The 25,745-nt window shown below is 30.9% G+C and carries 22 protein-coding genes; 19 read left to right on the forward strand and 3 right to left on the reverse strand.

The features are described from left to right. The first annotated feature begins 23 nt into the window (after window positions 1-23). From MKD41_RS02495 to MKD41_RS02570, 16 genes are all read left to right on the forward strand, one after another. The gene (locus MKD41_RS02495; protein ID WP_240243873.1) at window positions 24-854 is read left to right on the forward strand and encodes a hypothetical protein; all 831 of its coding nucleotides are present in this window, start codon (window positions 24-26) and stop codon (window positions 852-854) included. After that, a complete protein-coding gene (locus MKD41_RS02500; RefSeq protein ID WP_240243874.1) occupies window positions 847-1,827 on the forward strand; it encodes a hypothetical protein in 981 nt (326 codons plus the stop codon). Before MKD41_RS02495 ends, MKD41_RS02500 begins: the two co-directional genes overlap by 8 nt. Window positions 1,828-1,839: 12 nt before the next feature. Beyond that, the gene (locus tag MKD41_RS02505; protein WP_240243875.1) at window positions 1,840-2,613 is read left to right on the forward strand and encodes an acyltransferase; all 774 of its coding nucleotides are present in this window, start codon (window positions 1,840-1,842) and stop codon (window positions 2,611-2,613) included. A gap of 2 nt (window positions 2,614-2,615) precedes the next feature. Then, complete coding sequence (locus MKD41_RS02510) at window positions 2,616-3,728, forward strand: glycosyltransferase family 4 protein (protein WP_240243876.1); 1,113 nt, start codon at window positions 2,616-2,618, stop codon at window positions 3,726-3,728. Further along, window positions 3,728-5,038 carry a hypothetical protein gene (locus MKD41_RS02515; RefSeq protein WP_240243877.1) on the forward strand — a complete coding sequence of 437 codons (1,311 nt, stop codon included), beginning with the start codon at window positions 3,728-3,730 and terminating at the stop codon, window positions 5,036-5,038. The genes MKD41_RS02510 and MKD41_RS02515 overlap by 1 nt, the downstream gene beginning before the upstream one ends. Beyond that, window positions 5,020-5,871, forward strand: a complete 852-nt coding sequence (locus tag MKD41_RS02520) for a glycosyltransferase family 2 protein (RefSeq protein WP_240243878.1) — start codon at window positions 5,020-5,022, stop codon at window positions 5,869-5,871. The genes MKD41_RS02515 and MKD41_RS02520 overlap by 19 nt, the downstream gene beginning before the upstream one ends. 3 nt (window positions 5,872-5,874) lie before the next feature. Beyond that, window positions 5,875-6,744 carry a glycosyltransferase gene (locus tag MKD41_RS02525; protein WP_240243879.1) on the forward strand — a complete coding sequence of 290 codons (870 nt, stop codon included), beginning with the start codon at window positions 5,875-5,877 and terminating at the stop codon, window positions 6,742-6,744. Next, the gene (locus MKD41_RS02530) at window positions 6,745-7,893 is read left to right on the forward strand and encodes a glycosyltransferase family 4 protein (RefSeq protein WP_240243880.1); all 1,149 of its coding nucleotides are present in this window, start codon (window positions 6,745-6,747) and stop codon (window positions 7,891-7,893) included. A gap of 15 nt (window positions 7,894-7,908) precedes the next feature. Then, on the forward strand, window positions 7,909-8,637 hold the full coding sequence (locus MKD41_RS02535) for a WecB/TagA/CpsF family glycosyltransferase (RefSeq protein WP_240243881.1): 729 nt from the start codon (window positions 7,909-7,911) through the stop codon (window positions 8,635-8,637). Between the two features lie 23 nt (window positions 8,638-8,660). Beyond that, window positions 8,661-10,052, forward strand: coding sequence for an undecaprenyl-phosphate glucose phosphotransferase (locus MKD41_RS02540; protein ID WP_240243882.1), 1,392 nt, complete (start codon window positions 8,661-8,663; stop codon window positions 10,050-10,052). Window positions 10,053-11,890: 1,838 nt separating this feature from the next. Continuing rightward, on the forward strand, window positions 11,891-12,649 hold the full coding sequence (locus MKD41_RS02545) for a polysaccharide biosynthesis/export family protein (protein ID WP_240243883.1): 759 nt from the start codon (window positions 11,891-11,893) through the stop codon (window positions 12,647-12,649). A gap of 13 nt (window positions 12,650-12,662) precedes the next feature. Then, window positions 12,663-15,029, forward strand: coding sequence for a GumC family protein (locus MKD41_RS02550; RefSeq protein WP_240243884.1), 2,367 nt, complete (start codon window positions 12,663-12,665; stop codon window positions 15,027-15,029). A 6-nt stretch (window positions 15,030-15,035) separates the two neighbouring features. Further along, a complete protein-coding gene (locus MKD41_RS02555; protein WP_240243885.1) occupies window positions 15,036-16,451 on the forward strand; it encodes a capsule assembly Wzi family protein in 1,416 nt (471 codons plus the stop codon). Between the two features lie 586 nt (window positions 16,452-17,037). Then, entirely contained in the window at window positions 17,038-17,910 is an 873-nt protein-coding gene (locus MKD41_RS02560; protein ID WP_240243886.1) for an alpha/beta hydrolase, read from the forward strand. Window positions 17,911-18,102: 192 nt separating this feature from the next. Then, entirely contained in the window at window positions 18,103-18,408 is a 306-nt protein-coding gene (locus tag MKD41_RS02565; RefSeq protein ID WP_256451668.1) for a DUF3784 domain-containing protein, read from the forward strand. A 1-nt stretch (window position 18,409) separates the two neighbouring features. Beyond that, a complete protein-coding gene (locus MKD41_RS02570) occupies window positions 18,410-18,763 on the forward strand; it encodes an SdpI family protein (protein WP_240243888.1) in 354 nt (117 codons plus the stop codon). A gap of 118 nt (window positions 18,764-18,881) precedes the next feature. On the opposite strand, the gene MKD41_RS02575 is transcribed toward MKD41_RS02570, so the two are convergent. From MKD41_RS02575 to MKD41_RS02585, 3 genes are all read right to left on the reverse strand, one after another. Next, complete coding sequence (locus tag MKD41_RS02575; protein WP_240243889.1) at window positions 18,882-19,838, reverse strand: M28 family metallopeptidase; 957 nt, start codon at window positions 19,836-19,838, stop codon at window positions 18,882-18,884. A gap of 152 nt (window positions 19,839-19,990) precedes the next feature. Then, window positions 19,991-20,686: an LrgB family protein gene (locus tag MKD41_RS02580; RefSeq protein WP_240243890.1), complete on the reverse strand. Its 696-nt coding sequence runs from the start codon at window positions 20,684-20,686 to the stop codon at window positions 19,991-19,993. Next, entirely contained in the window at window positions 20,686-21,048 is a 363-nt protein-coding gene (locus MKD41_RS02585; RefSeq protein WP_240243891.1) for a CidA/LrgA family protein, read from the reverse strand. The genes MKD41_RS02580 and MKD41_RS02585 overlap by 1 nt, the downstream gene beginning before the upstream one ends. A 461-nt stretch (window positions 21,049-21,509) precedes the next feature. Here MKD41_RS02585 and MKD41_RS02590 point away from each other — a divergent pair, with 461 nt between their 5' ends. The 3 genes from MKD41_RS02590 (at window position 21,510) to MKD41_RS02600 (ending at window position 25,531) form a co-directional block, all read left to right on the forward strand. Then, window positions 21,510-22,028, forward strand: coding sequence for a T9SS type A sorting domain-containing protein (locus MKD41_RS02590; RefSeq protein WP_240243892.1), 519 nt, complete (start codon window positions 21,510-21,512; stop codon window positions 22,026-22,028). A 77-nt stretch (window positions 22,029-22,105) separates the two neighbouring features. Beyond that, window positions 22,106-22,750: an outer membrane protein gene (locus MKD41_RS02595; protein ID WP_240243893.1), complete on the forward strand. Its 645-nt coding sequence runs from the start codon at window positions 22,106-22,108 to the stop codon at window positions 22,748-22,750. 36 nt (window positions 22,751-22,786) lie between these two features. Then, on the forward strand, window positions 22,787-25,531 hold the full coding sequence (locus MKD41_RS02600) for a hypothetical protein (RefSeq protein WP_240243894.1): 2,745 nt from the start codon (window positions 22,787-22,789) through the stop codon (window positions 25,529-25,531). Window positions 25,532-25,745: the final 214 nt, after the last annotated feature.

The following is a 25,745-nucleotide window of genomic DNA, read 5'->3' on the forward strand; positions in this document are numbered from 1 at the left end:
TAGATTTTAAAAAATAAAATAGAATGAAAGAATATTCAATCTTAGTAAATACCTGTGATAAATTTGAAGATTGCTGGAACCCTTTTTTTAAATTATGGACTGTTTATTGGCCAGACTGTAAAGGAAAATTATATTTAAATACAGAACATAAAAATTATGAATTTAAAGGTTTAGATATTGTTCCTTTAAAAGTTTGTAAAAATAATAATTTTCCAAAAAGTGAACGCGCTACTTGGAGTCAATGTCTTAAATGGGCTTTAGAAGCAATGGACACAGATATTGTGTTATATATGCAAGAAGATTATTTTTTAAAAGATTCGGTAAAAAATAAAGAGGTTGAGTATTATGTAAACTTAATGCAAAACAATACAGTTATTAAATGTATTCATTTAACAGATCAATCTGTAATAGCTGAAGGTAGATCTAACTATAAAAATTTAGATACTGTAAAATATAAGCAAAGATACAGAGTTTCTTGTCAAGCTGCTTTATGGAGAAAATCAGAATTATTAGAGTTGATAAGAGTAAATGAGGATGCTTGGGAGTTTGAAGAATTTGGCTCTATGAGGTCAGCTGTCCTACAAAATGATTATTATGTGGTAGATAGAAATTATGTAAAGCTAAATGAGTATGAAATTATACCGTATATTTTTACTGGGATTATACAAGGTAGATGGTACGAAGAGGTAATTCCTTTATTTAAAGAACATAAAATTAAAGTAGATTTTTCAAAACGAGGATTTGTAAAAGATGCTCCGAAAAAGCCTTTTTTTAAGAGAGTTAAATATAGATTAAACAAGATACCTAAAGTTATTAGAAATTATAAGGAATTGAAGCGACTTAAAAATGAATAAATTATCAATTATAACTCTAAAAGTACTCCGTAAAATTTATCAAAAAATAGAGAAACAACCTTTTAAAATTATTCGGGGGATTCAAGATCCAGAGCAAGCTTTTAGTGCTATATACAATAACTTGTTAAGTAAGGAGCCTTGTATGATTGCTAGGTTAGGGTCAACAGAATTAACATGTTTGTTGAATTATTTAAGCATAAAAGAAAATAAAGAAAATTATATAAAATATATAAAAGGTACATGTGAAGCTTTTTGGTGGAATAAAAACATTATGCAACAGATGCAAAATTGGAGCGGTTTTTTTCCTGCTGATCAAGAACATATTTCTCAATTTTGTGAACTGATGTTAGAAGATCTTGCTGAAGTTGATATCTTAGGCTCTTGGTTATATGCAGAGAAAAATGTTGATTTATATAGATCAAAGGAATCTTTAAATATGCATTTAATGTTATTAGAACCATTTTGGGCTGAAATTCCTTGGACAAAAGCATTGGAAGGAAAAAAAGTAGTAGTAGTACATCCTTTTTCAGAAACTATAGAAGTACAGTATAAAAAACGAACGCTTTTATTTGAAAAAGAAGTATTACCAGCATTTGAATTAAGGACTGTAAAAGCTGTACAAAGTTTAGGGGGGGAAAGTACTTTTAAAACTTGGTTTGAAGCATTAGACTTTATGAAAGCCGAAATAGACAAACAAGATTATGATATTTGTTTGATTGGAGCAGGGGCCTATGGTTTTCCGTTAGCGGCACATGTTAAAAGACAAGGTAAAAAAGCAGTGCATTTAGGAGGTGCTTTGCAATTATTGTTTGGAATTAGGGGGAAACGTTGGGAGAATCCAGATTATGGAGTAATTACTTGGGGTATTCCAAAAGGGAGCTATAGTAATTTAATGAATAAATATTGGGTAAGGCCTGGAGAAATAGATAAGCCTAAAAACGCACAACAGGTTGAGGGCGCTTGTTATTGGTAACAATAAATTATTATGAAAAGATATATAAGATTTTTAGTTAATCTTTGTAGAACTATAATTTTTAATTATAGATTACTGAGTTTTAAAGATGCTATAAAATTGCCTTTTTGGTTAAATCAAAAGGTTATTATACATGGGAACAGCGGAAGTATTAAATTTACAGTTCCTATTAAAAGGAAGATGTTTGTATTTACAACTATTCACAGTGAAATTTTAGGAGAGAAGCCTTCGCATTGGAATAATCATGGGAAAATAGTAATTCAAGGTTATAATATTAGAATTGGAAGTGGAACTTGTATTAGTTGTTTTAAAAATGGTGAAATTCAATTTGGAAACAATATAACTTTTGGAGGTAACAATAAAGTAATAGCACAACAAAAAATTGAGGTAGGGGCAAATTTAAGAACAGCTTGGGAAGTTCAAATTATTGATACAAATTTTCATTATACAATAAACAGTATAACTAAGGAAATTAGTGCTAAACAAAACCCGATAATTATAGGTGAAGATTGTTGGTTGGCTAATAGAGCTAGCTTAATGAAAGGTGTAAATTTACCAGACAAAACTATTGTAGCGAGTAATTCAATAGTAAATAAACAATATTTAGTACCTCAAGAAGAGGATAGTTTGGTTGTTGGAGGTTGTCCTGCTAAAGTGATTGGTTATAATATTTCAAGATTGAGATTAACTGGAGATCAAGAAATGGATTTGACTTTAAAACTTAAACAATTGAATTTGGACAAAATACAAATAGAGGATGTTAATACACTTAAATTTGATTATTAAAAATGAAAGTAGTACACATTTTACATGAATTAAAGTATTCTGGAGCAGAGATTATGTATGTAGATGCAGCGTCTGTTTTTCAATCTTTAGGTTGCGAATTGTCAGTTGTGGCAACTGCTCCTAATTTAGGTGAGTTTGCTTCAAAATTTAAAAATGCTAGATATACTGTATTTCACAAAAAAATACCTAAGCGAATTGCTATTATAAAAAGAATGGTTTATTATTATAGTTTTATAAAGTTTTTAAAACTTAATCAATTTGAAGTAGTGCACAATCATTCTAGTGGCACGTATTGGGGAATGGCATTGTGTGCTAAGTTAGCAAGTATTAGAAGTGTACATACTTTTCACAATGTTTTTCCAACATCATGGTATAGCAGATGGTATCATATTTGGTTACGTTGGTCTGCTAAAAATTTATTAAATTGTAGGTTTCAAACTATTAGTGATTCGGTCTATCAAAACGAACGTACTACTTTTTTTAATAATACCACACTTATTAATAATTGGTACGGGAATAATCGTTTTTATCCTGCTAAAGTTGGTGAAAAGAATCTTGTAAGAAAAAAGTTAGGAATTGCAGAAGATACATTGGTACTTATTTCAGTAGGAGGCTGTAGCCATATAAAGCGGCACTCAGATATTATTAGAGCATTACCACAAATAATAGAAAAATATCCAAATACAGTTTATTTACATTTAGGAGAAGGTGAAGACTTATGTGAAGAGGAAATCTTGGCAAAAGAATTGAATGTAACTCAATATATAAGGTTTGTAGGAAATCAAAATAACGTTCGAAATTTCTTAATAGCTTCAGATATCTACATAATGCCTAGTAAATTTGAAGGAATTTCTTTAACCACCATAGAAGCAATGGCGTGTAATATTCCTACAATTTTATATGATGTGCCGGGTTTAAGAGATTTTAATATAAAACAAAAAAATGCTTTACTCATAAAAGAAGATGTTGATGCGTTGACTTATAGTGTAGATAAACTATACAAAAACAATTTGCTTAAAGAAGAGATTGCAAATAAGGCAAAAACTTTTGTAGATGAAAAATACAATATGGAGGCAAATGCAAAGTGTATAAATAAACTTTATAATAAGAAATAGTGAAGCAAAAAAAAAATTGGTTAATCTGGCTTATCCTATTAATAACTCTAATTCGTGTAGGGACTTATACTTCTTTAGTAATTGGTAATACAACATTTTGGTGGGTAGTAGAATTTATTATTATTGCTTTATGTGCGAATATAAGTTATACTTTGATAAAAAAAAATAAGATAAAGAGTGTAACTCCGTTAAAATATCTATTGATTTGGAATTCTATTTGTATAGTTCGTGGTTTTTTTGTCGCGGATAATTATTGGGAATGGAAAAATCTTGTAAGTACAAGTTTGATGTTATTTATACCCTTGGTAATTTATCTTTCTAATGATACTGTTTTTTTAAGAAATTTACTGCGTAAATGGTTAAAATATATGCCATTTTTATTTTTATTTTTTATACCTTTTACTATTGGTAAGTCTCATGGTGCAGATTTATACGGTAAATATTTTATACCAATTCTGTTTTTATTGCCTTTTGTATCCTTATTATCAAATAAATATCGATATGTTATTTTATTTATTTCAATAATTATTGTGTTATTTAGTTTGGATGCGAGGAGTAATATTATTCGGTTTTTATTTGCAGGTGTTTTGGGTGCTGTGTTTTATTTTAGGCGTATTATAAGTCCAAAATTATTACAAATAGCTAGTTTAGGAATGTTCATTTTACCTGTTATCTTGTTAATATTGGGAATATCAGGTAAATTTAATATTTTTAAAATGGATGAATATATTAAAGGTAATTATTCTACACAAATTGTTATAGATGGAGAGGTAAAAGAACATTCACTCACGGGTGATACACGAACTTTTCTATATGTAGAAGTAATACAATCTGCATTTAGACATGGTTATGTGTTATTTGGGCGGACTCCAGCACGTGGTTATGATTCACAATATTTTGGAGATTATTTGGCAGAGGAACTAGGAACAGGTAAGCAAGAGCGTTTTGCATCTGAGGTTGCAATACATAATATTTTTACGTGGAATGGAATAATAGGAGTATGCTTATATTTTTTAGTATTTTTTAGGGCTTCCTTTTTGGCACTTTATAAGTCTAAAAGTTATTTAATAAAATTGTTAGGTGTTTTTGTCGCTTTTAGGTGGGTATATGCTTTTGTAGAAGATTTTACAACATTTGAATTACAATATATTTTTCTCTGGTTTACTATTGGTATATGTTATTCTGTAAAATTTAGAGCAATGAATGATACTGAGATAAAACATTGGGTACGTGGTATTTTTGACAAACGCTATAGAAAACTTGAATATTTAAAGCATAAAAGAAAAAAAGAATGGGCTTTAACAAAATAGCAGTATTATTAACCTGCCACAACCGTAAAGAAAAAACAGTACAATGTTTAAAAACCTTGTATTTAAATAAAATACCAGAAGGCTATGCGTTTGAGGTGTTTTTAGTAGATGATGGCTCTATAGATGGTACAAGTGTAGCTATTAAAGAGCATTTTCCTCAAGTAACCATTATAAAAGGAAATGGTACTTTATTTTGGAATCAAGGGATGCGTTTGGCTTGGGAAACTGCCGCTAAAACCAAGGATTTTGATTTTTATTTGTGGTTGAATGATGATACGATGTTAGAAAATACTAGTTTAAATCATATTTTAGAATGTAATAATGAAATAATATCTGTAACTGATAAACCTGCAATAATAACTGGAGCTTGTAAAGCTTCTTTAAAAAGCAACACCTTTTCTTATGGTGGTAGAACTGAAAAAGGAGCAGTAATACCAAATGGGACATTACAAAAGTGCACCTATATAAATGGCAACTTTGTTTTAGTTCCAAAAATAATATTTAAAGTGTTGGGTAATTTAGCTTCAGAATATACACATGGTATGGGAGATTATGATTATGGTTTAAGAGCTATTAAACAAGGTTTTAATTGTTATACAACTAAAGAGTATATTGCAGTTTGTGCACCTAATTTAGGTGTCCCAGGTTGGTGTAATCCTAAAAATTCTTTAAAGAAAAGATGGGCTTTATTACATTCACCATTAGGCTTAAATATTAAGGAATATACTATATTTCGTAGAAAATTTTGGGGAGCTAAATGGGTTGTCTTTGCCTTAAAAGCATATGTAAAGTCAATAGTTCCTACTTTTTATGCTAAAATTTCAAATAATTAAAAAATGAAGCTAGCACCCATTTGTCTTTTTACTTACAACCGTTTAAATGAAACTAAACAAACAGTAGCCGCATTACAGTGTAATTTTTTAGCAAAAGAAAGTGATTTATTTATTTTTTCTGATGGAGGTAAAGATGACATTTCAAAAGAAAAAGTAGCAGAAGTACGTAAGTATATAAAAAATATTACAGGTTTTAAATCTATTAAAATAATAGCATCGCCCACAAATAAAGGATTGGCAAATTCAATTATTTCTGGTGTTTCACAAATAATAGAAGAGTATGAAAAAGTAATAGTATTAGAAGATGATTTAATAACTGCTCCAAATTTTTTAGATTTTATGAATCAAGCCTTGGATTTTTACGAAAAGGAAGCATCTGTTTTTTCTATTTCTGGATATACAATGGATTTACCGTCATTAAAAACACTGACTAAAGATTATTATTTAGGTGTTAGAGCTTCGTCTTGGGGTTGGGGAACATGGAAAAATAGATGGCAAGATGTAGATTGGGAAGTTAGTGACTCTAAAATGAGTTTAAAAAAACGTTTTAAATTTATGCAAGGTGGTAGTGACCTGCCTAGAATGTTAAAAAAACAACTAAAAGGTAAAATTGATTCTTGGGCAATACGTTGGTGTTACCATCAATTTAATAAGAATTTATATACTATTTTTCCAAAAGAATCAAAACTAATAAGTGTAGGTTTTAATGATGAAGCTACACATACAAAAAAAACAAAACGCTTTATAACAAAATTAGATATAACTAATGCGACCAATTTTAAATTTCATAAAAATCCAGTGGTTGAAAAGGTTTTAATAAAAGAATTTAAAGCTAAATTTTCAGTATTAAATAGATTAATGGATAGGTTTTAAATGAAAATACTAATCATACATAATAAATACAGTAATTATAGTGGAGAAGAAGCTGTTGTAGAAGCTCAAATTAATTTGCTAAAAAGTAAAGGCCATAAAGTAATTACTTATTTTAGAAGTAGCGCAGAAATACCTACTATAAGATTTGGTAAATTAAAGTCTTTTTTTACAGCACTTTACAATAAAAGAACTATAAGAGAAGTAAAGGAATTAATTAAAAAAGAACAGCCTACTATTGTACATATTCATAATTTATATCCACTAATTTCTCCTGCTATTTTACCTGTTATTAAAAAAATGGGGATACCTATTGCTATGACAGTGCATAATTACCGTTTGTTATGTCCAAATGGCTTATTTTTTTCAAAAGGAGAAATTTGTGAAAAGTGTACAGGGAAAAATAAGGAATTAAATTGTATTTCTAATAATTGTGAAAACAGTATTTTTAAAAGTGTAGGCTATGCTTTACGGAATTATTGGGCTAGGAAAAACGGGTATTATAGAAATAATGTAGCTAAATATCTTTGTATTTCAACAATTCAAAAGAATAAATTGATTGAAAATGATTTTGAACCTGGAAGATGTGAATTAATACCTAATATGTATAGAGGTGTTTTAAAAGAAAATTTTAAATACAATCAAGGTGACTATATTGGATATGTCGGCCGTATAAGTGAAGAAAAAGGTTCGGAAATAATTTTAAAATTAGCAGAACGACTTCCAAATATAAATTTTAAAATAGCAGGTTCAAATGATAAAATAACAACGGATTTAAAAAATGTTGAATTTGTTGGTTTTTTAAGTAAAGCAGTATTATCTGATTTTTATAAAAACTGTGTATTTACATTATTCACAAGTGTCTGGAATGAAACTTTTGGTTTATCAATAATTGAAGCTTTTGCACATAAAAAACCTGTTATTGCGAGTGATTTAGGAGCTTCGCCTGAAATAATTAAAAATAATAAAACTGGCTTAATTTATAAAAGCAATAACTTAGATGATTTAGTTTTAAAAGTATCCACATTATATTTAGATAAAATAAAAATGAGGGAAATGGGTGAACAAGCATTTCTATCATTAAAAGAAAAGTATACATCAGAAATATATTATCAAAATTTGATAAAAAATTACAATCAAATTCTTAAATAAACAACCATATTTTTAATGAATTTAACCCAAACAATTAAAAACAGTGTTTTTAGTGCATCACTTGCTACAATAAATACAGAAACTAAGTGTATAATCAACACCATTAATGCGTATTCGTATTGCGTAGCAAAACAAGATCCGCATTTTGCAGAGGTATTAACTAATGGAGATGTTTTATTGCCAGATGGTACAAGTATTGTATTGGCAGCAAAACTATTGGCCAATAAAAAAATTACAAAAATTGCAGGTTGGGATATCCACCAATATTTATTAGAACAAGCAAATAAAAAAGAACAAAAAGTTTTTTACCTAGGTGCTTCTAATAACACCTTGGAAATTATAAAAAAGAAGCTTTCACAAGAATTTCCAAATATAAAAGTAGCTGCATATTCTCCACCTTATAAAACAGTATTTACCCAACAAGACAATAACGAAATGCTTGCCCAAGTAAATGCATTTTCTCCAGATATTTTATTTGTTGGTATGACAGCCCCAAAACAAGAAAAATGGGTGTATAAACATAAAAACACTGTAAACGCTAATGTTATATGCTCTATAGGTGCAGTATTCGATTTTTATGCTGGGAATGTACAACGCGCACCAAAATGGATGCTTAATTTGGGTTTAGAGTGGTTGTTTAGATTGTTAAAAGAACCAAAACGTATGTGGCGCAGGTATTTAATAGGAAATACCCAATTTATCTACTATGTATTTAAAGAAAAATTACACGCATTATTTAAATAATTATTAATTTAAAACAAAAAGCTATGCCAAAAGGAAAAATGAAATACTTGCCTATTCCTGCATTTTTAATGGATGTATTGTTGCTGTTTAATGCTTATTTTACAGCAGCATATCTTATTTTTGATGGGGCTTTTCCAAATAAAGAACTGTATGTTTTATTGTTTTTTGGAAGTGTAGCGGTTTGGGGCTTTTTAACTATTTATTTAAAAATGTATGATATGCCTAGAGTTATATATTTAGATAAACTAGTTGCAAAAGATTTTAAAGCCCTTGTGTTATTTGTTGTGTTAGGAGCCGCATTTTTATTTGTTATTAAAGGCTATGGCATTTCACGCGTGTTTTACTTTAGCTATATGGCATTGTTTGCAGTGGCGCATATTTGTTGGCATACTATGTTAAGTATCATGCTTAAATCGTACAGGCGAGGTGGAAAAAATTATAGAACTGTAGCAATTTTAGGGTTTAATGCCAAAGTTGAACAGTTGATACAAAAAGTTTTACTACCTCCTGAAAATGGGTATAAAATAAAAAGTATTTTTTCTGATGAAGCACCTTCAAAAGAATTTTTAGCTTATCATAAAGGAAACGATGAAGCTTTATTTTCGTATTTAGAAACTGAAGAGATAGATGAATTATTTATATCCTTACCAACAACCAAATCGTATTTATTAAATAAGTACGTTGCTTATGCAGATAATAATTTAATGAGAGTTCATATAATGCCGAATTTTTCGGGCTATTTATTTCAAAAGTTTTATATAAGTTATATTAATAATATTGCAACATTACGTTTACGAGACGAGCCTTTAGAAAGTTTATCGAACAGAATTATAAAACGATTATTTGATATAGTATTTTCCTTGTTTGTTTTAATTTTTATAGGAATATGGTTGTTTCCATTATTAGCATTACTTATTAAATTAAACAGTAAAGGTCCTGTGTTTTTTAGTCAAATGCGTTCGGGAAAAGATGGAGAAGCCTTTAAATGTTATAAGTTTAGGAGTATGACTGTAAATGCTGAAGCCGATGCAAAACAAGCCACAAGAAATGATGCGCGAGTTACATCAATAGGGAGAATTTTACGTAAAACAAGTTTAGACGAGTTGCCACAATTTTATAATGTATTGTTGGGTAATATGTCTGTTGTAGGTCCTAGACCACATATGTTAAAACATACAGAATCGTATAGAAAAGTAGTACATAAATTTATGGTGCGTCATTTTGCAAAACCAGGAATTACAGGTTGGGCACAAGTTACAGGTTATAGAGGTGAAACCAAAAAAGTACAAGATATGGCAAATAGAGCCGAAGCCGATATCTGGTATATAGAAAATTGGACCTTGTTTTTAGATATTAAAATAATATTTTTAACAGTATGGCAAATGCTATTTAAAAGGGATGAAAATGCGTTTTAGAGAATCCCGCAATGACGAATTGAAAAACGTCCTATGAGAATTTAAGTAGCAATCTGAAGAAGTGAAGCAACGGGAGAAAGCCAAAAAGGATGGAGGGTTAAGAAAATGTTCAGTGAACATTTTTACCGAACAGGCCAGCTGGCGCTTGGAGTCTGGCGTCGACTGCGGAACTTCTGTAAGATTCAATTAAATTATCATCAGACTAGATTTTTTTGGTTAGCTCACGCCTGCCTTATTATTTATTTGGAGTTCGTGAATCTCCTATCGTCGATTTCGTTTTTTTATCAATGAAAAAAATGAACAGAGCAAATGAAAAAAGTTAGAATATTAAACAAAATTTAGATTACCACATAAGATCCCGAAATCGAAGATTCACGAACACCTTTTTATAAAATAAAACAGTATAGTGAGTAAAGGACTTCGGGATGACGGTTTTATTTTGATTTAGTTTTTAAGTAACAGATTGCCGCGTTCCATTGCATTTCACTCGCAATGACGAATTGAAAAACGTCCTATGAGAATTTAAGTAGCAATCTGAGGAAGTGAAGCAACGGGAGAAAGCCAAAAAGGATGGAGGGTTAAGAAAATGTTCAGTGAACATTTTTACCGAACAGGCCAGCTGGCGCTTGGAGTCTGGTGTCGACTGCGTAACTTCTGTAAGATTCAATTAAATTATCATCAGACTAGATTTTTTTGGTTAGCTCACGCCTGCCTTATTATTTATTTGGAGTTCGTGAATCTCCTATCGTCGATTTCGTTTTTTTATCAATGAAAAAAATGAACAGAGAAGATGAAAAAAGTTAGAATATTAAACAAAATTTAGATTACCACATAAGATCCCGAAATCGAAGATTCACGAACACCTTTTTATAAAATAAAACAGTATAGTGAGTAAAGGACTTCGGGATGACGGTTTTATTTTGATTTAGTTTTTAAGTAACAGATTGCCGCGTTCCATTGCATTTCACTCGCAATGACAGTTTTTATAATATTTCGTCATCCTGAATTTATTTAGCTCCGCTGAATCTTCGATTTCAGGATCTCATGATATTAACTAGGAACATGATTTAAGTTTGATTGAAGCAGATGCTGAAACCCTAGGTTCACGAACACCAATAATAAAATAATAAAGAATAGTGAGTAAACGAGTTCAGCATGACGGCTTTATTTTGATATAGTTTTTAAGTAACAGATTGCCGCGTTCCATTGCATTTCACTCGCAATGACGGTTTTATTTTGATTTAGTTTTTAAGTAACAGATTGCCGCGTTCCATTGCATTTCACTCGCAATGACGGTTTAAAATCTATATTTATACGGCATATCGAAAGTTTATCGTAAAATGTGACGTAAAAACATCGTAAAATTTTAGGCTGTTTGAGCTAACAATAAATTTGATAGCTAGCTAAAAATATTAAAAGCGAGTTCCTAAAATTTAGATGTTGAACAAAACATTTAGATAAAGTTTCGTAAGCCTAGATTTTTTTGGTTCGTTTTTTTATCAATGAAAAAAATGAACAGAGCAAATGAAAAAAGTTAGAATATTAAACAAAATTTAGATTACCACATAAGATCCCGAAATCGAAGATTCACGAACACCTTTTTATAAAATAAAACAGTATAGTGAGTAAAGGACTTTGGGATGACGGTTTTATTTTGATTTAGTTTTTAAGTAACAGATTGCCGCGTTCCATTGCATTTCACTCGCAATGACCGTCGCCAACAGCCAAAAACCAACAGCCAACAATTTTACAAACAACACATAACTTTGTAATATTGCATTTTTTAAAAAAACAAACACAAATAATAATATAATAGATAAGTAAATAAATAGATAATAATGAAAAAACGATGTTTTAAATTTTTTATAACAGCAAGTGTATTGTTGTTTTTAACTTCTTGTGTGTCAACCGACAAGATGGTTTATTTTAACAAGGGTGAAAACACACCAAACCTTAAAACGCTTCAAAATTACGAACCAGTTTTAGAACCTGGAGATTTATTAACCATTCATATTTCAACTATAAATCAAGAAGCAGCTATGCCTTTTAATTTATATGAAACAGCTCAAAATTATGGAACACCAAAACAGTTGCCTTATTTGGTAAATGCAAAAGGCGAAATTAATTTTCCGGTATTGGGAACTTTAAAGGTTACGGGTTATACCACCACGCAATTATCGGAACATATTAAAACCTTATTAGTAGATCATTTAGTGAATCCTACAGTAAATGTTAGACTTACCAATTTTAAAATATCTGTTTTAGGAGATGTAAAAAGTCCTGGAGTTTATACTGTACCAACAGAGCGAATTACCATTTTAGAAGCATTGGGCTTGGCAGGTGATTTGCAAATTCAAGGGAAACGACAAACAGTTACACTTGTACGTGAACATAAAGGAGAACGTACTATAGCCACTATAGATTTAACAGATAAAAATTTATTTGAGTCGCCTTATTATTATTTAGTACAAAATGATGCTTTGTATGTAGAGCCAAATAAAACAAAAATAAACTCTTCGGCAGTAGGATCTAATACAGGGATATTTCTGTCAACAATTTCAACATTAATTTCATTAATAGCAATTTTTACACGCTAAAAACGTACCGATTATGCAAGATAAAAAGAATTTTGACTTCGTTTATTTAGATGAAGACGATGATATTATTAATTTTCGTGAAGTGTTTGAAAAGTACTTGGCTTACTATAAATGGTTTATAGTAGGAATAGTAGCAGCGCTTTTTGTTGCCTTTATTTATTTACGATATACCCCAAAACAATATGAAGTTTCTTCAACAATTTTAATTGATGATGAAAATAATGGAGGGATGTCTTCAGAACTTTCAGCCTTTGAAGATTTAGGCGTTTTTGGAGGTTCAAAATCTAATTTAGACAATGAAATTGGGATTTTAAAATCCAGAAGTTTAATGGAACGTGTGGTAAAAGATTTAAAATTAAATATCTCTTACCGCTATAAAGGAAGTGTACGTGATGTAGAATTGTATGGAGATGCTGTTCCCTTTAAAATAAACTTTTTTATAAAAGATTCTGTTTTATACCAATTAGATACCGTTTTTAATATTAAAAAACTGTCTACTACTACTTTTGAATTGATTAGTGCAGAAGGGCAAGAAAGTAAAACTCATAATTTTGGAGAACGTGTTACTACCGATTTTGGAGCATTTACCATAACTCCTAAAAATACTACAAATGCTTATTTAGATGAAGAAATTATTGTTGCAATTGCACCTTTAGAAAATGTGGTTGATAGTTATAGAAAACGTGTAAATATTGCTGCCAACGATAAAAAATCGAGCTTGGTAAATTTAACCATGCAAGATGGTATTAATAAAAAAGCACGCGAAATTATAGATTATTTAGTAGAACAGTACAATAAAGCAGCTATAGAAGATAAAAGCGCTGTAGCTAAAAATACCGATGTTTTTATAAATGATCGTTTGGAAGTGATTTCAAAAGATTTATCGTTGGTAGATAAAGGTGTAGAAGATTTTAAAACAGACAATAAGCTTACTGATATTACAGCAGAATCTGGCTTAATTTTAAATACCAATAATAGTATTGAGCAAAAAATTGTAGAGTTAAATACGCAATTAAAATTAGTAGATTACGTAGCAACCTATGTAAATAGCAACGAAAAAGAATTGATACCAGCAAATTTAGGATTGGCAGATGAAAATACCAACCAAAATACCATGCAGTATAATGAGTTGTTATTAGAGTACAACCGTATTTTAAACAGTTCGGGTAAATTAAATCCTATTTTATTAAACTTAGAAGAACAATTATCGCAATTACGGGCAAGTATTCAGCAAAGTTTGGTGAATTTAAAATCTTCTTTAGGTATTTCTTTAAAAGAAGCACAACGACAAGAATACCGTTTAAATTCTAAGATTACCTCTGTTCCAAAACAAGAACGAGAATACAGAGACATACAACGTCAACAACAAATTATAGAAACCTTGTACCTGTATTTATTAGAAAAGAGAGAAGAAAATGCCATTAGTTTAGCGGTAACTACACCAAATGCTAAAATTATAGACAAAGCATATGGAAGTAAAATACCAGTGTCGCCAAAAACTAAAATTGTGTATTTGGCAGCCTTACTATTAGGGCTTTTAATTCCATTTGTAATTATTTATCTAATATTTTTATTTGATAATAAGGTACATACTTTTGAAGATGTTGAAGCTGTGTTTAAAGCACCTATTTTAGGAGAAATACCAAATAGTAAACCAGGGGAAGCACCAGTAGTACAAGAAACACAAAGAGATGGAAAGGCTGAAGCGTTTCGTTTATTGCGTACCAATGTTAATTTTATGCTTGCTGATACAAAAGAGGCTTCAAAAGTAATTTTTGTTACATCTACTATTGCTGGAGAGGGTAAAACAACCGTTGCCATAAATTTAGCCGAAGTATTGGCATTGTCTAAGAAAAAAGTATTGGTAATTGGTGCAGATATTAGAAAACCAAAATTGGCAGAATATTTAAACATACCAAATAAAATGGGTTTAAGTCATTTTTTAATCTTGAGTTCACTAAAAGTAACAGATATTATTTACAAAGTTGAAACAACTAATTTCGACTTGATACATTCTGGAATTATAGCACCTAATCCTGCAGAATTATTAATGAATGGCCGTTTTGAAGAAGTTTTAGAGTATGCAAAGGCACATTACGATTATGTTATAGTGGATACAGCTCCGGTTGGTGTGGTTACAGATACTTTATTATTAAGTAAAAACAATGCAGATTTATTTATTTATGTGGTACGTGCAAATTACCTTGATAAACGTTTGTTAAAAATACCAAAGAAATTAAATAGCGAAAAACGTTTGCCTAATATGGCACTTGTAATGAATGGCGCCGATCAAAAACAAGGTTACGGCTACGGTTATGGTTATGGCTATGGTGAAGATGATTCTGAAAAATCTATATGGAAAGAAATTTTTAAAAAATAAGTGATTGTGAAGTATAAACTATTTTTAGTGCTTGTAGCATTGGTGTTTTGTGTAAAAATAAATGCACAAAACACAGGTATTGAATATGAGTTAGCATTAAATTCAGGTGTTGCAACTGCTGAAAGTATGCCTTTTTGGATGGTAGCAAATAGGTTTGGAACCATTCCAAATGTTGTTAGCTATGGATTGGTAGATGCAAGTATTGCTTCTAATAACAATAGATTAACAAATGCGTTAACATTTAATTATAAAGCGTCTGTAATAGGCGGTTCGGAGGTTTCTAAAAACAACCTGTTTATAAATGAATTGTATGGCGGCTTGCAGTATAAAAACTGGGAATTAACAGTAGGTGTAAAGCATAATGAGTTGCGTTGGGAAGGTTTATCTTCTTCAAATGGTTCAATTACAATGGCAACAAATGCGCGTTCGTATCCTGGATACAATTTAAGATTAACAAAATTTGTAACATTACCTTTTGCACGTACGTGGTTATCGGTAAAAGGAAATTATGGCGATTATTTTTTAAATGATAAGCGTATGGTATCAGATGCACGCTTGCATATTAAAAGTTTGTATTTAAAATCAAAATTATCGTCTAAGTTAGCAATGATTACAGGGTTAAGTCATTATGCACAATGGGCTGGGACATCTTCAAAATATGGCAAACAACCTTCAGGATTTAAAAATTACCTACGAGTAATCTCTGGAAGTTCCGGAGGAAGTGATGCTACAGGAGGCGATCAAATTAATGTTATAGGAAATCAATTAGGTTCTTATTTATTACAATTTAATTATGAAGGAGACAAACACAATTGGAACTTCTATTGGTCGCATCCATTTGAAGATAGATCAGGTCGTGAATTAATGAATTATCCAGATGCTTTGTATGGAGTTTTTGTAGATCTTAAAAAACCGGAAGCTTTTATTTCTCATGTATTAGCGGAGGTAACGTACACTAAACACGCTAGTGGAGACGATCCACATTACAGCGATGAATTTGGTTTTCATGCAGCAAGCGGAATGGATAATTATTTTAATAATGGCGTGTACCAATCTGGTTGGACTTACTTTGGAAATACCATTGGTTCACCTTATTTTACTACAAAACCCGAAAATGAAGATGGTATTACCCAAGGAATTATTGATGGCGATAACCGTTTTTTAGCTTTTAATATTGGAATTAAAGGAATGGTGAAAAACACTGCTTATAAGGCATTGCTTAGCAGTACCACCTATTATGGTTGGTTTGGAAGCGAGTATGTTGATAAGCCCCATCAAATTTCAGGATTGTTAGAAGCTACGATTCCTACACTAAAAAATATACCTGTAGAAATTACTTTAGGTGCCGCTTTTGATACCGGAACGTATAGGCCTGTAAATTTTGGCGGGTTTTTAAAACTGGCCAAGCGCGGTATTTTTTAACGTTTTTTTTTAGAGCTATAGTTGTATTCTTATTTTATGATAAGAGTAAATTAAATATAAAACCAAGCATTCGCTTGGTTTTTTTTATGAGTTTTTACCACTTTTTAAAAGATGTTCTATGAGAATTTAAGTAGGAATATCATAGCCTAAAATTTTACGATGTTTTACTCACTATCCCTTTTTATTTTATTATTTGTGTTCGTGAATCTGCGGTTTCACTTCATATTTTACGATACACTTTCGATAGGCCGGGTTAAACTTTATTCCGTCATTGCAAAGGTGTGTTGTAATGCAATGAAAACACAACTGCGGCAATCTGTTACTTAAAACCTAAATCAAAATAAAACCGTTGTTGCGAGAGAAATGAAATGGAACTTATTGCATAAAAAATAAAATCAGTTTACAATATAAGTAACAATTCTAAATACTTTCAATACAGATTGAACCACAACATAAAAGCCTCTTAAAAAGAAGCTTTTTTATTTTTTAAGTGATTGTTTTTATTTGTAAATTACGTGCTTAATTACAAAATGAATGCTATCTAAAAAAATGATTAAGTAGTGCGTTTTGTAGAATAGTAATATGTATGAATTTAAGGAAGCACACCTTGAAATGGTTTAAATTATTTTTTTTTAAAAGTTTAATCTTTTTTTTCTTTTCAGTAGTTCAAGCACAGACAAGAGATACAATTTATTTATGGCCAGATAAGGTGCCCGGAGAAACGGAAGTAAAGCATTTACCTATTACAACTGCTAATACAAAAGGGAATGTAACTAGATTAACAGCTGTAACAAATCCTGCTTTAGTCGTTTTTAAACCCGAAAAATCAAATAATTCAGGCGTAGGGATACTTATTTGTCCTGGTGGTGGATATAACATATTAGCTATTGATAAAGAAGGTTACGAAATAGCAGAATGGCTTAATAAACTTGGTTATACCGCTTTTGTTTTGCAATACCGCGTGCCCAATAAACAGCTAGGTGCACTAAATGATATTCAAAGAGCGATTAGAGTTGTACGTAACAATGCAAAAAAATACAACTTAGATGCTGAAAAAATAGGTCTTATAGGTTTTTCAGCAGGAGGAAGCCTTTGTGCTAGAGCATCCACTCGATTTACAATAGATTCTTATCCTAAAACAGATGCTATAGATCAATTATCTTGTAAGCCAAATTTTTCAATGCTTATATATCCCGCTTATTTAGATAAAGGAAAAGATAGAAGTATTACACCAGAATTAGTGTTGAGTAACAACATACCACCTTTTTTTATTTTCGGAACAGCAGATGATCCATATGGGAATAGTTCTCTTGTATTTACACAGGCGTTAAGAGATAATGGTACTCCTGTTGAATTACACCTGTTACCAAAAGGAGGACATGGGTATGGTATACGACCAGGTAATATTGCAGCTGAAACATGGCCTAATTTAGCTAAGAAATGGTTGTTAGAAAGGTAAGTTTTAACAAGGAACTTGGTTTTTATTAGAATATTAAAATAGTATCAGCCAATAAAAAAAGAGTAGGATTTATAAGGTATTAGGCAAATTATTACATAAATTAGATAAGGAAGTAGTTTTGATTATTTGATAAATTGCTTTTTAACAAAAGAATTCTAATAATTTATTAGTATAAAATTTAATAAATAAAATATGGTTGGAGTAGCACTTCTTTTTATTGTTCTCGGAATTTTAATAAAATACGGAAAGATGTATTTTTTAATTGCGGGTTACAATACAATGTCTAAAGAAGAAAAAGAAAAATATGATATTGAGGGAATTGCCACTGTTTTTTTGAAGGCCATGTTTGGTATGGCTATTATAATAATTGTAGGATATTTAGTTTCTATAGTTACTGAAAATACAAGCATTCAAAATTATGCTTTTTATGCTTCTTTAATTATTGGAATTCCTTATTTATTAATCAAATCGAACTCCGATAGCTATAAAATTAAATAATATGTTTTTTGATAATCCATTGTTTTTAATTCCGTTTGGTAGCGGACTAATTTTTTGTGTTACTGGAGCAATTATGTATAGGTTTCCACCCAAAAAAATAAATAGTTTGTACGGGTATAGAACAGCCAGCTCAATGAAAAATAAAGAGCGATGGAAATTTGCTCAAATATATTCAGCAAAACAACTGATAACATTAGGACTTGTACTTTCGTTATGCGGATTGGTTGGTTTAATTTACAAGCCAACTGAAGAAATTTCTACATTTTTAGGCTTGGGTTTAATGATTTTAATGGTTGTTTTATTAGTGATTAAAGTTGAGAATAAATTAAAAGAAAAGTTTAAAAATAAGGTATAAGATTATAACAGTAGGAAAGAAGGTGCAGATTTTTTTTACAAACAATACCCAAAAACGCAACCATTCAATTTAAATAGTACGAACTTATATTTAATACCTTGTTTTTAAAAGCAAATAGTTAATCTTGTCTAATAAATTCTAATTTATAATTAGTTGTAGTAAGTTCCATTAAGGCTTTATAAATATATTCGCATACTTGTTTTTCTCCAGGAATATTTATTAAATCAGCAGTATCTTCAGGTGTATGGTATTGCGGATGACCTCCTGTGTGGATTCCTAAAACAGAGATGTTTTTTGCATAAAAAGAAACATGGTCTGAACCACCAACAGAACCCGCGTGTACAATTGGGGTTAAATCTAAAGCATCTCCTAAGTTTTGCATAAAATTTACCCCGTTTGGAAATGTACCAGCACCACCCATATACACATGTTTTTCAGCATTTAGCCTTCCTACCATATCCATATTAATCATTAATTTTATTTGAGAGATAGGCACTAATGGGTTTTCTACAAAAAACTTACTACCTAATAAACCTTGTTCTTCAGACCCAAAAGCAATAAAAATAATACTGCGTTTTAATTCTTTTTTGTTTGAAGCTATTTTTTCAGCGATTTCTAAAAGTGCTGCAGTACCACTGGCATTGTCATCAGCACCATAATGAATTGTATGTACTTTATTAGATTTAGATGAAGGTCCTCCCATTCCTAAATGATCGTAATGCGCTCCTAAAACAATAAATTCTTTTTTAAGAATTGGGTCATTACCTTCTATATAGCCAACTACATTACAAGTATTAGCAAGTTTTTTTTCTTTTTCACCTTTTTTAACACGTAATTTAGCTTTAAACTTTTGTTTATAATTATTGTTGAAAGGGATAATTCCTTGTGTTTTAAAATCTTTTTTCAGGTATCTAACAACCCTTCTGTTTTCTTTTCCACCAGGATATCTTCCAGCATTTTTTTCTGAAGCTAAAAATAGGATATGATTGTTTATTTCAGTTTCTGTTATTTCAGATTGTGAAAATCCACTAAAATATAATAAATTAAAAAGGAAAATAAGCAGTACGTTTTTCATAATATTGATGCTAATATAGTTTTATAAGAATGTGTTATTTTAAAACTGGACGCTTGTTAGTTGTTTAATTTGTTCATTTTTTAAAATGAATAAAGACAAAGTTACATTGTTTTTTTGAGTTATGGTTTTGCACTTAAAATAATTGTGTTGTTTTATATAAAACCTAATAATTTTAAAATAATAGGTGTAAAAATAGCTGTAAATAATCCATTTAAAATTAGTCCCATGCTAGAATAGGCACCAAATCGCTGACTTACCGCCATGGCTTCCGCTGTACCTAATCCATGGCTTGCTGTTCCCATAGAAAGACTTTTAGATATTGGATTTTTCACTTTAAAGAGTTGTAATATTCTAAAGCCAGTTATAGATCCGAAGATTCCAACTATAACAACCATAGAAGCCGTAAGAGAAGGGATACCTCCTATGGCACTAGAAATGTCTATGGCTAGGGGAGTGGTTACAGATTTTGGAGCTATAGAGATAATTACATCATTTGAGGCGCCCAACCATTTAGCAAAAAGCACCCCAGAAACAATTCCAACAATAGAGCCTACCAATTGTGAAATGAAAATAGGCATCATTTGTTTTTTTATTTTACTTAATTGAAGGTATAGAGGCACCCCTAATGCTACAATAGAAGGTTTTAAAAAAAATGCGATATATTTTCCAGCATCTTGATACGTTTCATAAGAAGTACCAGTTAATTTTAAGATTGATATAACAGCAATAATTGTTATTAATATAGGGTTTAAGAGTACCGAATTTGTTTTGTTTTGAAGGTATTTTATGAACCAATAAAGAGCAACTGTTATGGTTAATAGTATATAAGGTTCTGAAATTAGTTCCATTACTTATCTTTTGTTTGCTTATTAGATTTTATTTTTCGTAATACTTGATGCGTAAAACTTGTGCTTAATAATACTAAAATTGTACTCGCTAAAATAGAAACAACTATTGGTATTAATTCGTTTGAAATTATATCTAGATAGCACATTATAGCTACACCTGGCGGAATAAAAAAGAATACCATATTGTCTAAAAGAAAATCGGATATTTCTTGTATCCACTTAAGATTTACAATTTTAAAATGAAGACCTGCAGTTAATAAAAGCATTCCTATAATACTTGAAGGTATTTTAATACCCGTAAAATAGACTATAATTTCACCTAAAGTAAGGCAAATAAGTATAATTAATAATTGTCTAATCATAATTGTATTTTTGATTACAAAAGTACTATTCTATAAGAATATACTATTAGTAAATTTAATTAAACAACAATTTTTTTTAGTACTGTTCTGAATGTAACATAATTTAAAGCATAGGAGTTATTGTAATTTATGAAACTCTATTTTTAATTTATAAACCTTTTAAGTGTTATAATTTATTATGAAATTTTAGTTTTTGATCTTTTGTCAACTTTTGTTTCTACTTGTAATACTTGTTTTTTACTTGAATTGTTTGAAATCTAATATTTATAAAATTTATAGTTGAAAATCCATTTATTAGTGCTTTGTTGTATTTTGAATGTAAAAGTATACCATTTGTTAGGTGAATTGAAATTAAATTTTATATTTGCAATAACTAACTAAAAGTCTTCTTATCGTCTCCATAAAATCATTTAACAATGTTTTAAATTAGATATTAAGTTTTCTTTTTTAAACTATTTTAAATGAAACAAAAATTACTTTTCACGAATCTCTTACTTTTATTTTTTATTCAAATTTTACAAGCTCAAAACAGTTCCAGTACCTATTTAGTGCGCGCTACCACTGGAGTTGCTGGGTCTTCAGAAAATGTTGCGATAAACAACCAGAATTATGTTGTGCAACAAAGTTTTGGCCAAGCTGGTGCAATAGGCACGTTTAGTACTGAAAACTATACGATACGCCAAGGTTTTATTCAACCGGATGTATTGGCAAAAATTAGAGATACAAGCATTCCATTAAATTTAGAAGCTATTATTTATCCAAACCCTTTTATAGAAAGTGTTACCATTTCCTTTTCAGAACAAATAACAGACAAAGTAGATGTTGCTGTTTTTGATATATTGGGACGCTTGGTATTTTCAAAAAACTATACTGCCGATCAAAACATACAATTACAGTTTAACAATCTTTCAGTTGCTGATTACATTTTAAAGGTAACAGCCAACAACAAGCAATTTGTAAAAAAAATACTTAAAAAGTAAGAGTCATTATTTTGTGTTATTTACAAATTCGTCCCATTTTAAAAATCAAATGCATTCACTAACTAAATAGATTATTTATGAAAAAAATTACCTTATTACTTCTGCTATTAACATCAACAATAGCCATTGCACAACAATTATATGTAGAAGGTGGGAAAACATCCACTTCATTCGATTATGAAAACTCACAAGGAAGTAGCCTTGAAAATTTGCAAGCAACTAGCAATAGCTATATGGAAGTTGGTTATAGGAATCAACTATTTACAGAAAACCTACATCTAAATGTAGGATTGGATTATGTAAGTTATGGAGCTATAGGAAGCGATATTGCTTTAGGAAACTATATGGAATGGAATGTGAACTATGCTGGCTTAAACCTTGGTTTAGATTATAACCTATTTCATATTAAAAAAGCAAGTGTATACCTAAAAGGAGGTATGTCTGCAGGATTTTTTGTTCAGGGAACTCAAACATTTAATAACAACGTAATTGATTTAAAAAATAATGATGATTTTGATACCACTTTAATTTCAATAAAGGCTGGGGTAGGATTTTCACATCCAATTTCAGAAAACCTTTCTTTTTATGTACAATATCTGTATGGAAAAAGTTTAGATATGGCTTCAGGTGATGCGGAATTAAAAATTGCAAGTAACAAGGTTGGTTTTGGATTGTTAATTAATCTTTCTAAAAAAGAAGCAACAGGAATAAGTATAGACTAAAAAATCAACACAAACAATTATTTAAAACAAACAATTATGAAAAGAATATTACTCTTATTAGTATTATTAGTAACCATGTTTCAAAGTTTTTCACAAACTAAAGGGATTAGTTACCAAGCGGTTATTTTAAATCCGCAACCACAGGAATTACCTGGGCAAAACGCCGAGAACAATATTTTGGCAAACAGCACTGTCTCCATTCAATTTACTATTGTAAATGCATCAGGAACTGAAGAATATCAGGAGCAGCATAGTACAACAACAGATAAGTATGGTATGTTAAATCTATTAATAGGAACCGGTTCTCCAACAAGCGGTACTAGTTTTACAGATGTTTTTTGGGACGGTGCTACAAAGAAATTAAAAGTCGGGATTGACTTTAAAGGAGGTACTAATTATAGTGCTTTAAGTGAGCAGGATCTAACTTATATGCCACAACCGCCAACGCAGGAAACAACACAACAAATTGTAGGTAATTCAGCATCAATTTTAGAAGAAGTAGCAAGAGCCACAGCAGCAGAACAAATAAATGCAAATGGTATTTCTGCGTTAGAAGCAGAACAAGTAATTCAGAATTCTGCAATAACTTTAAACTCAGCCAAAGTTGGAATTACACCAGCTCAGATTACAACCATTAGTAATACAACTGGTATAAACACTGGTGATCAGGATATCTCGGGAATTGCAATAAATGCAACTACGATTTCAGAAGAAGTAACAAGAGCCAAAGCTGCAGAAGCAGCAAATCTAACGGCAATTTCCACTTTACAAGGAGAGCAAATTATTCAAAATAATGCTATTTCATTGAATACAGCAAAAGTAAGTGATATAAATCATGTAGCTGTTTCTACAACAGATGATTTAACTGAGGGAACAACTAATTTATATTATACAGAAGCGCGTGTAACAGCAAATACAGCAGTAGCAGCGAGTACAACGCATGCAACAAAAACAGACAATCCACATTCAGTAACCAAAGCACAAGTAGGTTTAGGAAATGTAAATAATACAAGTGATGCAGATAAACCAGTTAGTGATTTAACACAAACAGCCTTAGATGGTAAGGTAGATGAAAATTCGGCAATTACCGGAGCTACAAAAACCAAAATTACGTATGACGCCAAAGGGTTGGTTACTGCAGGAGCAGATGCAACTACAACAGATATAGCAGAGGGTACAAATTTATATTATACAGAAGCTAGGGTAGCAGCCAATACAGCAGTAGCAGCGAGTACAATGCATGCAACAAAAACAGACAATCCACATTCAGTAACCAAAGCACAAGTAGGTTTAGGAAATGTAAATAATACAAGTGATGCAGATAAACCAGTTAGCACAGCTACACAAACAGCCTTAGACGGTAAGGTAGATGAAAATTCGGCAATTACCGGAGCTACAAAAACCAAAATTACGTATGACGCCAAAGGGTTGGTTACTGCAGGAGCAGATGCAACTACAACAGATATAGCAGAGGGTACAAATTTATATTATACAGAAGCTAGGGTAGCAGCCAATACAGCAGTAGCAGCGAACACAACGCATGCAACAAAAACAGACAATCCACATTCAGTAACCAAAGCACAAGTAGGTTTAGGAAATGTAAATAATACTTCTGATGCCAATAAACCAGTTAGCACAGCTACACAAACAGCCTTAGACGGTAAGGTAGATGAAAATTCGGCAATTACTGGAGCTACAAAAACCAAAATTACGTATGACGCCAAAGGGTTGGTTACTGCAGGAACAGATGCAACTACAACAGACATAGCAGAGGGTACAAATTTATATTATACAGAAGCTAGGGTAGCAGCAAATACAGCAGTAGCAGCGAGTACAACGCATGCAACAAAAACAGACAATCCACATTCAGTAACCAAAGCACAAGTAGGTTTAGGAAATGTAAATAATACAAGTGATGCAGATAAACCAGTTAGTGATTTAACACAAACAGCCTTAGATGGTAAGGTAGATGAAAATTCGGCAATTACTGGAGCTACAAAAACCAAAATTACGTATGATGCCAAAGGTTTGGTTACCGCAGGAGCCGATGCAACCACAGCAGATATAGCAGCAAGTACAGATAAAAATTATGTAACAGATGCACAACAAACTGTAATAGCTTCAATTTCTAATACAGGTAGTGGAAATATAATTACGTCAACGGAACGTACGAAATTAAATACAATAGAAGCTGGAGCTGATGTAACTGATGCTGTAAATGTAGCAGCTTCTGGAGCTGTTATGACATCAGGAGATCAAACAATAACTGGTTCTAAAACATTTACTGGAACTACAAAATTTGCAGATGGCACACAAGGAGCTGGTAAAGTTTTAACTTCTGACGCTAGTGGTAATGCAAGTTGGCAAGTGAGTGGAGGTGCCTCTACAATGCCAGAGTATGTCTACGCTTATATTGGAAACGCGAGTACATTAGGTCCACAAACATTGACTGCTATGTGGCCATCAAGTACTTATGTAAATGGAGTTGTAATGAACGGATCATCAATTACCTTGCACGCGAATAAAATGTATGAGGTAACAGTTGCTTTCTATATTTACAATGCATCAGGAGGACATACATTCAAAATGAAAGATGCAACGAATTCTGCTTACCTTGGAACGGAAATTTATTTTGGTCAAGGTGGTTCTGATGTATCTTACAATATGTCAACAACAAACTTCTTATTTAAACCATCTACTGACGTGAATTTGGAACTTGAGAAAACACAAGGGACAGATGTTAACCTAATAGGTAAGATTGTTGTAAAAGAAATCAGATAACCAAATAAACTTTGGCGTAATAAGGCTGTCTCCATTGGAGACAACCTTTTACTTTTTACTGAGAATTTAAAATAGTTTATTCTTTCCAAGAACACGGTTGGTGTAATTGACAAATTTCTAATAGGCTTCAGATTACTAACCCAAATGAAAGATAAAAAAAGGGCTGCTATGGCAACCCTTTTTTATTTAAGTAAGTTTTTCTTTTCTCTAATTT

This window comes from Lutibacter sp. A64 (genome assembly GCF_022429565.1).
Lineage (GTDB): Bacteria > Bacteroidota > Bacteroidia > Flavobacteriales > Flavobacteriaceae > Lutibacter.